The sequence below is a fragment of the uncultured Clostridium sp. genome, from assembly GCF_947036855.1.
Taxonomy (GTDB): domain Bacteria; phylum Bacillota; class Clostridia; order Clostridiales; family Clostridiaceae; genus Sarcina.
This window is the reverse complement of record NZ_CAMQRY010000080.1, coordinates 1-11,871: the sequence shown is the minus strand read 5'-3', so window position 1 is coordinate 11,871 and position 11,871 is coordinate 1. Positions and strand designations below refer to the sequence as shown.

8 protein-coding genes are annotated in these 11,871 nt (G+C 30.0%); 4 read left to right on the top strand and 4 right to left on the bottom strand.

Annotated features, from left to right (window positions below; genetic code table 11):
* A partial coding sequence (locus Q0V15_RS08920; RefSeq protein WP_297438137.1) for an SDR family oxidoreductase occupies positions 1 to 557 on the top strand: 557 nt, incomplete at its 5' end.
* Positions 558 to 598: 41 nt separating this feature from the next.
* Here the strand turns inward: Q0V15_RS08920 and Q0V15_RS08915 are convergent.
* Positions 599 to 1,972, bottom strand: coding sequence for a YjiH family protein (locus Q0V15_RS08915; protein WP_297438134.1), 1,374 nt, complete (start codon positions 1,970 to 1,972; stop codon positions 599 to 601).
* 322 nt (positions 1,973 to 2,294) lie between these two features.
* On the opposite strand from Q0V15_RS08915, the gene hcp reads away from it, so the two are divergent.
* Positions 2,295 to 3,941 (top strand): hydroxylamine reductase, encoded by a 1,647-nt coding sequence (gene hcp, locus Q0V15_RS08910; RefSeq protein ID WP_297438132.1) that lies wholly within the window; start codon positions 2,295 to 2,297, stop codon positions 3,939 to 3,941.
* A gap of 883 nt (positions 3,942 to 4,824) precedes the next feature.
* Positions 4,825 to 7,479 (top strand): magnesium-translocating P-type ATPase, encoded by a 2,655-nt coding sequence (gene mgtA / locus Q0V15_RS08905; protein ID WP_297438130.1) that lies wholly within the window; start codon positions 4,825 to 4,827, stop codon positions 7,477 to 7,479.
* Positions 7,480 to 7,642: 163 nt separating this feature from the next.
* Here mgtA and Q0V15_RS08900 read toward each other — a convergent pair whose 3' ends face one another.
* Entirely contained in the window at positions 7,643 to 7,831 is a 189-nt protein-coding gene (locus Q0V15_RS08900) for a hypothetical protein (protein ID WP_297438128.1), read from the bottom strand.
* 257 nt (positions 7,832 to 8,088) lie between these two features.
* On the bottom strand, positions 8,089 to 9,381 hold the full coding sequence (locus tag Q0V15_RS08895; protein WP_297438126.1) for an NCS2 family permease: 1,293 nt from the start codon (positions 9,379 to 9,381) through the stop codon (positions 8,089 to 8,091).
* A 320-nt stretch (positions 9,382 to 9,701) separates the two neighbouring features.
* Here Q0V15_RS08895 and Q0V15_RS08890 point away from each other — a divergent pair, with 320 nt between their 5' ends.
* Positions 9,702 to 10,475, top strand: a complete 774-nt coding sequence (locus Q0V15_RS08890; RefSeq protein ID WP_297438123.1) for an SDR family oxidoreductase — start codon at positions 9,702 to 9,704, stop codon at positions 10,473 to 10,475.
* 47 nt (positions 10,476 to 10,522) lie between these two features.
* On the opposite strand, the gene Q0V15_RS08885 is transcribed toward Q0V15_RS08890, so the two are convergent.
* Positions 10,523 to 11,871, bottom strand: a 1,349-nt coding sequence (locus Q0V15_RS08885) for an NAD(P)/FAD-dependent oxidoreductase (protein ID WP_297438121.1), incomplete at its 5' end; no start/stop codon positions are given.

The window sequence follows — 11,871 nt, the reverse complement described above, 5'->3', positions numbered from 1 at the left end:
ATGTATATAAGTTATATGAAGAGTTAAAAGAATTAGATATAGAAACATGGATAAATAATGCAGGGTTCGGAGATAGATCAACAGTTGCAGAGCAAGATTTAGATAAAATACACAATATGCTTTCACTGAATATTGAAGCATTAACTGTATTATCAACTTTATATGTTAGAGATTATGAAAATATAGAGGGGACACAATTAATTAATATATCATCAGCAGGTGGTTATACAATGGTTGGAGATAATGTAACTTATTGTGCAACAAAGTTTTATGTTAGTGCATTTACAGAGGGACTTGCTAAAGAGCTTGAATTTAGAAGTTCAAAAATGAGAGCTAAAGTTTTAGCACCAGCAGCTACAGAAACAGAGTTTGCTATAAATGCTCTTGATACTAAAGAGTTTAGTTATAAAGAACATATGAAAAAATTCCACACAGCAAATGAAATGGCTAAATTCTTATTAGATTTATATGATAATGAGAAGGTTGTTGGAATAGTAAATGGATTAACTTATGAGTATAATCTAGTTGATCCAATGTTTAATCACGCAAGAAGATAATATAAAAGCCTATCTCAAAATTTTGAGATAGGCTTTTGGGTTTAAAATAATATGTGTGCGATAATCGCAATTATTGGAAGTGTTATTAGAGTTCTTTGTATGAAAATCAAGAACAACTCTTTTATACTTATAGGGATTGATGACCCAAGAAGTACACTACCAACTTCTGACATGTATATAAGTTGTGTTACTGAAACACAAGCTACTACAAATTTAGTGATATCTGCAATTCCATCTTGAGCTATTATAACTGAAGGTAGGAACATATCAGCAAATCCAACAAGAATAGTTCCTGCTGCCTCAGTTGCATGAGGAATTCTAAGAAGCCAGAATAATGGTATAAATGGGATTCCGAGTATTTTGAATAGTGGTGTGTATTCAGCAAGTATAAGAGCACAGCCACCCATTGCCATAACTACTGGAAGAACTCCAATCCACATATCTAAAACATTATGTATACCTTCAGATATTAGATGCTTAACTCCTTTGTTTTGGCTAGCTTTTTCTACAGCTAAGTGAACTCCATAAGTGAAAGAATTAAACCCCTCAGGAATAAGTTCTGTATTTTTATGTTCTACATCATTGTAGCATTTTTTTGATTTCTTTCTTAAAGGTCCGATTCTTGGAAGTATCATAGCAGCAACAATTCCTGCTATTGAAATTGTAACGTAGAAAGGTACAAACATATGCTGAAGTCCAACTTGTGATATGATAACAAAACTGAAAGTTATAGAAACTGCTGAGAATGCTGTACCAATTGTACAAGCTTCCTTTTCATTATAATAACCTTGCTCATATTGTCTTGAAGTAAGAAGAACCCCTATAGTTCCATCTCCAATCCATGATGTTATACAATCAACTGATGCACGCCCTGGAAGTCCAAATAAAGGTTTCATAACTTTAGTAAGTAATGAGCCACAAAATTCTAAAAGTCCAAAGTTTAAAAGTAGTGGAAGTAATAATCCTGCAAAAAGGAATACTCCAAATAATGTTGGCAGAAGTCCTGTAAGAACAAGTCCTGCTGTATTTTCGCTAATTATAAATTTAGGTCCAACCCCTAAAAGAGTTAAAATTGCGAATATTGATCCAACTAATCTAGCAACAAACCAAATTTTTGTTGTATTAAATAGTGAGAAAAGTGTTTTATTATTCACTATAAATTTAGGTTTAATAAAGATTGTGATTGCTGACATAACAGCTGTAAGTGTGATTATTGCTGTTAGAATAGTTGGAAGATAAGTCTCAAGTGCATTACTAACTAGTCCAGAAAAGAATGCAACTGGAATTGTAAGACCATCTTTTGTATTGATAGGAATCATAAATAATAAAACTCCTATTATTGATGGTATTGCAAACTTACAAATTTCTGATGCTTTATAAGTCTTCTTTTCTATTTTTTTTGAAACTTCTAGCATTAAAACCCCCCCTAAAATAATTTATTTTAATTTCTAAAATAATTATACATAAAAAAAAATATGCAATCAACACTAAATGCATAAAAATATACAAAATATGCATAAATATGCGTAAACTTTTGATGAATTTTAGTTCATAAAGGTAAAAAATAGAATTTTGTTCAATGGTAACTTAGGTTACCGACTTTATTTATAGGAGATGATAGTATAGATTATAGAGATAAGAAAGTTTACAAATTACAACGAATTTTAAGTTTAATTGTGCATAAAAGATGCAATTAAAGTGAGTTTATATAAATAGAAATTTAGAGGAGTGTTTTATATGAAAAAGAAAATGTTTTGTTTCCAATGTCAAGAGACAGCAGGGTGTACAGCATGTACAGTTCAAGGGGTTTGTGGAAAAAGTCCAGAGCTTGCTAAGTTACAGGATATGCTAGTTTATTTAACAAAGGGATTATGTGATGTTGCTGTTAGAGCTAAGGATGTCAATATAACAAATGAAGTTATAAATAAATATATAGTTGAATCTTTATTTACAACAATAACAAATGCAAACTTTGATAATGCAGTTTTTATTGAAAGAATTAAAGAAACTATAAGAACTCGAGAGCAGCTTAAGGCAGAAGTAGTAGCACTTGGTGGAAATCTTGAAAATCTTGTAGAAGCAGCTATTTGGACTGGTGAAACTAGAGCTGAGATTCTTGAAAAAGCTGAAACAGTTGGAGTTTTAGCAACAGAAAATGAAGATGTTAGAAGTTTAAGAGAACTTATAGTTTATGGTTCAAAAGGATTATGTGCATATTTAAAGCATGCTAGTGCACTTGGATATGAAGATGCAACAGTAAACTTTGAAATGCAAAAAATGCTTGTAGCAACATTTGATGATTCGCTTTCAGGAGAGACTTTAACAGGTATGGTTCTTGAAATGGGTAAACTAGGTGTTGATGGAATGGCTATACTTGATAAAGCTAATACAGAATCATATGGTAATCCAGAAATCACAAAGGTTAATATAGGAGTTAGAAATAATCCAGCTATATTAATTTCAGGACATGATTTAAAAGATATGGAGCAATTATTAAAGCAGACTGAGGGAACAGGAATAGATGTTTATACTCATAGTGAAATGCTTCCAGCTAACTACTATCCAGCATTTAAAAAATATAGTCATTTTGTAGGTAACTACGGAAATGCTTGGTGGAAACAAAAAGAAGAGTTTGAAAGTTTTAATGGACCAGTTCTTATGACAACAAACTGTATAGTTCCTCCAAAAGATAGTTATAAAGATAGAGTTTATACAACAGGAGCAGCTGGATATGAGGGGATGAAACATATATCAGCAGGTAAAGATGGGCTTAAAGATTTCTCAGTTCTTATAGAACATGCTAGAAAGTGTCAATCTCCAGTTGAGATAGAAAAAGGAGAAATCATTGGTGGATTTGCACATGCACAAGTTTTTGCTTTAGCAGATAAGGTTGTAGATGCAGTTAAATCAGGAGCTATTAAAAAATTCTTTGTTATGGCAGGGTGTGATGGTAGAGCTAAATCAAGAAATTATTATACAGACTTTGCAAGTTCACTTCCAATGGATACAATTATTTTAACAGCAGGTTGTGCTAAGTATAAATATAATAAATTAAATCTTGGAGATATCGGTGGAATACCAAGAGTTTTAGATGCAGGACAATGTAATGATTCATATTCATTAGTAATGATTGCTTTAAAACTTAAAGAAGTATTTGAACTTACAGATATTAATGAACTTCCAATAAGCTATAATATTGCTTGGTATGAGCAAAAAGCAGTAATAGTATTATTATCATTATTACATCTTGGAGTTAAAAATATTCACCTTGGACCAACACTTCCAGCATTCTTATCACCAAATGTTGCTAACGTTCTAGTTGAGAATTTTGGTATCTCTGGAATAACAAATGTTGAAGATGATATGGAAAAATTATTAAAATAAATTTTAATTATAGAGGCTGTTTTAATGTTTAACTTTGCTTAAACATTGAGATAGCCTTATTTTTTTGTGTTTAAAAAATGTGTTCAAAATAAATTCATAAATTTATACTAAATTAGTAAATAACTAGCTATATTTTTGTTGAATTAATATTAAAAAGGTGTTTTAAAAGGATAAATAAAAATAAAAGTAATATTAAATTTATCAAAGTATACTTTTATTACTAAAAAGTTGTAATATTTTTGTATTTAATTAAAATGTTTTTGATGCTAAAATACATTTACAATTGTTGAAAATGTATTCTCAATTAGAAAAAAGTTTTCAAATAGAAAATTTACTTTAGCATGCAATTAAGAAAAGTAAGTATAAAAATATATAGAATAGGAGTAACTTTTTAGTAGGTTAGAATATAAAATCTATATTCTAATTATTAAATGCTCCCTACATTCACAAAGAGTGTAGAGTGATAGATGTATCTATCCAAAACTCCTCTAATTGCTGGAAGTTCCTAAAGTCAATCAAACTACAAAGTGAGGGTGAAATATACCTTAGCTTGAATGTTACGAAAGTAGAAAGAATTGGTTGGATGGCATAAGGTTAAATCCTAAGTGCTAGATTACTTAATAAAATAATAGCTATATTTTACTAAGTAATTTTATAATGGATAATCAGCAGCGAAGCTCCGAATAGGAAAACGTTCAACGACTAGAGCGAAGGCTCGTACCCTAAAGCTAGGGGAAATGGGGAGCACCTAAATCATAGGTGGTGATATAGTCTGTGCTTATGTGAGAGCATAAGAAGTTCATTAGAGAACTGGTAGAAAAGTAGCGAGTTTTACTGAACAAAGTATGAGGATATGAAAATATCTTTATGACAGAAATATTTTATGGCTAGAAAGAAAAAAGAGTTTGATAAAAGAATTTTTAATAGAGTTTCTAAAAGCTTACATAATCACAGTTACTCTTCAGATGAACTTCTTTATGGTACGTTTGGAAGTTCAGAAAATGGATTAACAAGTGATATAGTAGCTCAAAATATTAAAAAGTATGGAAAGAATGAAACAAGTGGTAAAAAGCATAATCATCCAATAGTTCAGTTTTTCAATGCATTTATGAATGCCTTTGTTGCAGTACTTGTAGTTATTGGAATTATAACGTATTTAACTAGTATGTGCCCATTATTTGTACCAGCAGGGCAAAGGACTTATTCACAATTTATAATTATAGTTATATTAATACTAGCAAGTGGAACTATTACTTTTGTTCAAGAGTATAAGTCTGAAAAGGCAGCAAATGCCTTGCAAGGGCTTATAAAAACTACATGTTTAGTCAAAAGAAATGGAAATGATTTTGAAAGAATAAACATGGAAGATGTAGTAATGGGAGATATAGTAAAACTTACAACTGGTGATATAATTCCAGCAGATATTAAACTTATATCTGCAAAAGATTTTTTTGTTAGTCAGTCAGCTTTAACAGGAGAGTCAGAGCCTGTTGAAAAACATACAACAAATAAATCAGAGAGTACAGAAGTTGGTGAGTATACAAACTTATGTTTACTTGGAACGAGTGTTGTTAGTGGAAATGGAGTAGGAATTATTATTGGGACTGGATCAAATACTTATTTTGGTGCTATGCAAAGTTCACTTGATGAAGCTGATGAGAAAACAAGTTTTGAAAAGAGTGTTGATAATGTAGCAAGAATGCTACTTATATTTATGTTTATTATTGTTCCGTTAGTATTCTTCTTAGATTACTATCAAACAAGAAGTCTTATGACTTCACTATTATTTGCAGCTTCAACTGCGATAGGACTTATTCCTGTTATGCTTCCAACTATTGTCTCAGAAAACCTTGCAAAGGGTGCTGTTATGATGGCAAAGAAAAAAACTGTTGTTAAAAAGATTAGTGCAATACAAAATCTTGGTTCAATGGAAATTTTATGTACAGATAAAACTGGTACATTAACAGATGATAGAATTGTTGTAGAACAATATATGAATTTAGAAGGTATAGAAGATGATGAAGTTTTAAGATATGGATACTTAAATAGTTTCTTCCAATCAGGACTTCAGAATGTTATAGATAAAGCAATTATTGAAAAAGGTACAGAAAAAAACTTTACAGAGTTCAATGATAAAATTATAAGATATGATGATATTCCTTTTGATTTTACAAGAAGAAGAATGTCTGTTGTTATAAATGAGGGCAGTACAGGAAAGGCAGAACTTATAACAAAGGGTGCTTTAGAAGAAATGCTTATTGTATCAACTCATGCACAGATTAATGGTAAAATTGTTGAAATTACAAAAGAACTTGAAAGTAAAATACGTCATGAAGTTAAAAAGCTTAACTTACAAGGTATGAGAGTTATTGGAGTTTCAAGAAAAGGAAATCAAGAAACTGGTAGAGAGTTTGGAGTTTCTGATGAAAATAATATGATTCTTGTTGGATTTATAGGATTCCTTGATCCACCTAAAGAAAGTTCAGCAGATGCTATTAAAGCTCTAAATTATTATGGTGTAGAAGTTAAGGTTTTAACTGGAGATAATGAGATTGTTACGAAAAAAGTTTGTGAGCAAGTTGGTATAAAGGTTACTAATATTGTTTTAGGACCAGAAATAGAGAATATTTCTGATGATGAATTATTTAAACTTGCTATGAGAACCAATGTATTTGCAAAGCTTAATCCTCTTCAGAAAGCCAGAATAGTTAGAGTTCTTAAAAATGGAGATAAGATTGTTGGATTTATGGGAGATGGTATTAATGATGCCATTGCTTTAAAAGAATCTGATGTTGGAATTTCTGTTGATACAGCTGTAGATATAGCTAAAGAATCTGCTGATGTTATATTACTTGAAAAAGATTTAATGGTTCTTAAAGAGGGAATTATAGAAGGTAGAAAAATATTTGCTAATACTACTAAATATTTAAAGATAACAGCAAGTTCAAATTATGGAAATGCTATAAGTTGTCTTTTAGCAGGTATATTTATTCCTTTTGTACCAATGCTTCCTTTAGAACTTCTTATACAAAACTTAGTTTATGATATTACTCAGGTTGTAATACCTTGGGATAATGTTGATGAAGAGTTAATTTTAAGACCAAGAAAGTGGAATGCTAAAGACATTGGAAAGTTTATGATAGTCTTTGGACCAACAAATTCACTGTTTGATATTACTACATTTATTGTTATGTGGTTTATATACAGAGCACATGGTGCAACTGTATATAGCCAACATCTGTTCCAAACAGGTTGGTTTATGGAAGGATTCTTAACACAGGTTCTAGTTCTTTATATGCTAAGAACAGAGAAGATACCATTCCTTAAGAGTAATCCATCATGGCAACTTAATATTGCAATTGTAGTTTCTATTGTAATAGGTATGGCACTTCCATACACTGACATAGGACATGCAGTTGGAATGGTTTATATGGATCCGAAATACTTTATATTCTTAGCACTTGTAATAGTGTTCTATTTCATATTAAGTCAGGCTGTAAAAGTCCTTTATATGAAAAGATTTAAACGACTTTTATAAGGTAAGGAGTGTGAAATGTTATGGAGTTTTTTGGTAATATGCAGATACTTGGATACTGTTTAGGTATAGTAGCCTACTTAGTTCTTCCAGCTATCATTTTAATCAAGAAAGATTTATAAGTTAAAATATAAAAGCATATTTGTTTTTAAAATTAATATAACCATTATCTATGGCACTTGCATGATTTGTGGCATTTGCACTTATCAGCTTTTTCAAGATTTTCAAGACTAATATATATTTGCTTTGCAAGAGCTTCATAAACATGAGCCTCCTCGGGGCAATTACAATATATTTCTTGAGCGATTAAGTGACCAACATTTACGATTTCGTGTGTGCTTAAATTACTAAACATTCAAATTCCTCCATATTTCTTTTTTATAGTATATATTATTACTAATATCGCTTAAGTGTTAATGATTTTTAGAAATAACATTTAGAAAGTTTTTATATAAAATGGAACAATTTTTAAATATAGATTTTATTATGTATAATGAATATGGATATTAAACAAAGGAAAAATGGGGGCGAAATTTTTGAATAAAGCACTTAAAATTTTATTAAATAAAGTTATAAAAAATGACTATCTCAGATGTGAGATAGTCATTTTTTCTATATATTGAATGCGTGTATAAGTAGGTATAACAGGAATATTGCAGATACAACATAAGTTGGTATTGGAACCTGTTTTCCTTTCTTAACACAAATTTGTGTAATTGGATAAAGTATAAATCCAAATGCCATACCATCAACAATACTAAATGTTAGAGGTATTAAAGCAAGTAGTATAAATGCTGGGAATGACTCAGCGAAATCATCAAAGTTGATTTCTTTTATGTTAGACATCATAAGTGAACCAATTATTATTAAAATTGGTGCAATTGCAGCATTTGGTATTAGTGTTATTGTTGGAATACAAAATAGTGATAGTAATATGAAGAATGCAGCAACTACTGCTGTAAGTCCAGTTTTACCACCAGAAATTATTCCAGATTGTCCTTCAACAGTTGAAACTGATGGACTAGTACCGAAAATTCCACATGCAATAGTTGATAATGCAACAGCACTAAGTGCTTTTTTATTTTTATGTGGAGCATCAAGCATTCCGTTTACTTGAGCATGTAAAAGCCCAACATTTTCAAATACTAATACTAAAGTAAGTGAGAAAACTGCTATCCAAAAGTTTAAATCACCCATACCAGCAATATTAAATTTAAAAAATATTGTGTGGTAGTCTGCAAAACTTGGAATTGCAAATCCGGCTGTACTAAAGTTTGTATCACCAAGAATTATTGATAAAACTGTACCAAAGATGATTCCTATTAAGAAGTTACCTGGTACTTTTTTTATAAATAATATAACCATAAGAATTAAAGTTAGTACAAATACTAATATATGAGGTTGCCCAAGGCTACCCATTTTAAGTAATGTAGCTTTATCACCTATAACAAGTCCAGCTTTTTGAAGTCCAAGAAATGTTATAAATAATCCTATACCAACTGTAATAGCAGCTTTAAGTGAATGTGGAATTCCTTTATCAAGTAAATTTGATAAGGGAGTTAGAGCGATAATTGTAAATAATATTCCTGAAACAACAACCGCTGTTAAGGCTTGTTCAAAAGATAGTCCCATAGTTTGCACTATAGTATATGTAAATAAAGCATTGATTCCCATTCCTGGCATAATAACTAATGGGGCATTACTCATAAATGCAACAAGTAAACATCCTGTTACAGAAGCTAAGACTGTTGCTATGATTAGGGGCTGCATCCCTTTTCCTCCATCACTTAATATACTAGCATTAACTACAACAATATAAACTGCTGCAAAGAAAGATGTTAAACCAGCCATAAGCTCAATTTTAACATTTGTGTTATGTTCCTCTAATTTGAAAATTCTTTTCATTTGTTCATCTCCGTTAATCTGTATCCCTCACCCACCCATATTATAAAAATAATACTTCATTATTATAGCAGAGCTAATAAGTGTATAACAATAAAGATTCAAAATTTATGAAAAAAGCTTAGGATATAGAGTTAATAAATGTATTTAAATATAATTATTGGGTTAATATATGCTGTATTATAGAATTGATGGATTAAAAAGGATGTATATTTAATTTAAAAAAGTTGAATGTAATTGATTTGTATTTTATTATAATAAAAAATAATATTAAAGAATGATAAAATATAGAAAAGATTAGTGATGAAATATAGGAGAATATTATGAAGAAATATGTTTTGATAACAGGAGCTACAAGTGGTATTGGATATTCATTTGCAAAAATATTTGCAAAAGAGAAATACAATATTATTCTTGCTGGTAGAAATAGAAAAAAACTTGAAGAAATTAAGAGAGATTTTAATGATATATATAATGTAGAAGTTTTTATAGAGTGTGCAGATTTTTCAGTGAGAGAAGATATAGAAAATCTGTGGATAAGTATTGAGAGGAAATATCCACAAATTGATATACTTATAAACAATGCTGGAGTTGGATATAATGGTGAATTTTCAGATATTAATTTTGACGCACATGAATTTACTATGGAGGTAAATATGAGGGCGGTAACAAGACTTTCATATTTAGCTATTAATCATATGAAAAAAAATAGTAGTGGAAAAATATTAAATGTAGCATCAACAGGTTCATTTCAAGCAGGACCAATGATAGGCGTTTATTATGCAAGTAAGGCTTATGTATTATCACTATCTGTTGCATTAAGAGAAGAAGTTTCAGACTATAATATAGAAGTTGTAGCTTTATGTCCTGGTGCAACAAAAACTGAGTTTTGTAAGAAAGCTGGTAAAGAAGATTTGAGTGTAGCTATGAGTTCAGATGATGTTGCAAAAATAGGGTATAAAGGACTTATGAAAAATAAGGCTATAATTGTTCCAGGGACTATGAATAAGCTTGCTATTTTAATATCTAAATTTATGCCATATATTTTTATGGCAAGAATGGTTAAAAAAATTCAAACTAAAGTTGTAAAAAGATAAAAGATAAAAGGGAAAAGTCTAAAAAAATTAGACTTCTCCTTTTTATCTTAAAGTTTTAAGAATACATTTTTTATAAGCTTTTTAGTGAAAGGTGTAAGCATTTCTTTTGATTTGATTATTGATAATTCTTTTAAAATATCACCTCTCATAGGGTAAGGAATTATAAGATTCATAAATTCAGTTATTTTTAGTTTTCTTTGTATAAGTAAGCTAAAAGAATGAAGAAGTTCAGAAGCATCGTCACTTACGATAGTAGCACCTAAAACTCTGCCTTTATTATCTAAAATGACCTTTATGAATCCATCTTCATTTTCAATCATAAATCTATCATTACCCTTAAAATCTAAAACTATTTTACTTCCAAAAACACCTTGCTTTTTAGCCATTTCTTCTGTTAAGCCAGTATGTGCAACTGATGGAGAAGTGAAAGTTGTCCAAGCAACTTTAGTGTAGTCAGCTTTATATGGGAATTTAAAAATAGAGTTTCTTATAACAATCCCAGCTTCATAACCTGCCATGTGAGTGAATCCAAAGTTACCACTTATATCACCACAGGCATAGATGTTTTTTATATTAGTCCTCATTTTTAAATCGGTACTTATGTAACCTCGTTTATTTGTTAGGATACCTACTTTTTCAAGTCCGAGTCCCTCAATATTAGGAGCTCTACCTGTTGAAATTAAAATATTATCTACTTCGACTACTGATGTTTTACCATCTTTTGAAACAATAACTTCTACTTTATCATTCATTTTTGATATTTTTAAAATTTGAGTATCCATATGGAAAATTAAATCTTCATTAAGTTTATCAAGCATAAAAGGTCCAACTTCCTCATCATCATTTAAAAATATTTTATCAGTTCTATTCATAATATGAACTTCAGAACCTAAATTTGAAAAGCCTTGCCCAAGTTCAAGACCAATAGGTCCAGCACCGATAACCATCAATTTTTTAGGTAGTACATCAAGTTCAAATACATTTTCAGAAGTTAGATAGTCTATATCTTCTAGACCATCAATAGAGGGTATAAAAGGTCTAGATCCTGTAGCTATGACAATATTTTTACCACTATAAGTTGAATTATTTATAGTAACTTCGTGTTCTGAAAGAAGAGTGGCATCTCCAAATAAAACTTTTACTCCAATTTTTTCATATTTACTTTTAGAATCTTTAGGTTCAATTTTCCCAATTGAGGCTCTAACATAGTCCATAACAGTTTTTAGGTCTGGTGTTTCAGATTTAATATTTATTCCAAATTTATTTAAGTTATTGCTATGTTTAATGCCATGAGAAAGTTTAAGTAACGCTTTACTAGGGACACACCCAGTATTAAGGCAATCACCACCCATTTTATGTTTTTCAATAAGTAGAACTTTAGCACCAAGTCCAGTAG

Coding starts and splice junctions, on each gene's coding strand:
- Q0V15_RS08915 (WP_297438134.1), bottom strand. CDS start 1,972: ATGCTAGAAGTTTCAAAAAAAATAGAAAAGAAGACTTATAAAGCATCA.
- hcp (WP_297438132.1), top strand. CDS start 2,295: ATGAAAAAGAAAATGTTTTGTTTCCAATGTCAAGAGACAGCAGGGTGT.
- mgtA (WP_297438130.1), top strand. CDS start 4,825: ATGGCTAGAAAGAAAAAAGAGTTTGATAAAAGAATTTTTAATAGAGTT.
- Q0V15_RS08895 (WP_297438126.1), bottom strand. CDS start 9,381: ATGAAAAGAATTTTCAAATTAGAGGAACATAACACAAATGTTAAAATT.
- Q0V15_RS08890 (WP_297438123.1), top strand. CDS start 9,702: ATGAAGAAATATGTTTTGATAACAGGAGCTACAAGTGGTATTGGATAT.
- Q0V15_RS08900 (WP_297438128.1), bottom strand. CDS start 7,831: ATGTTTAGTAATTTAAGCACACACGAAATCGTAAATGTTGGTCACTTA.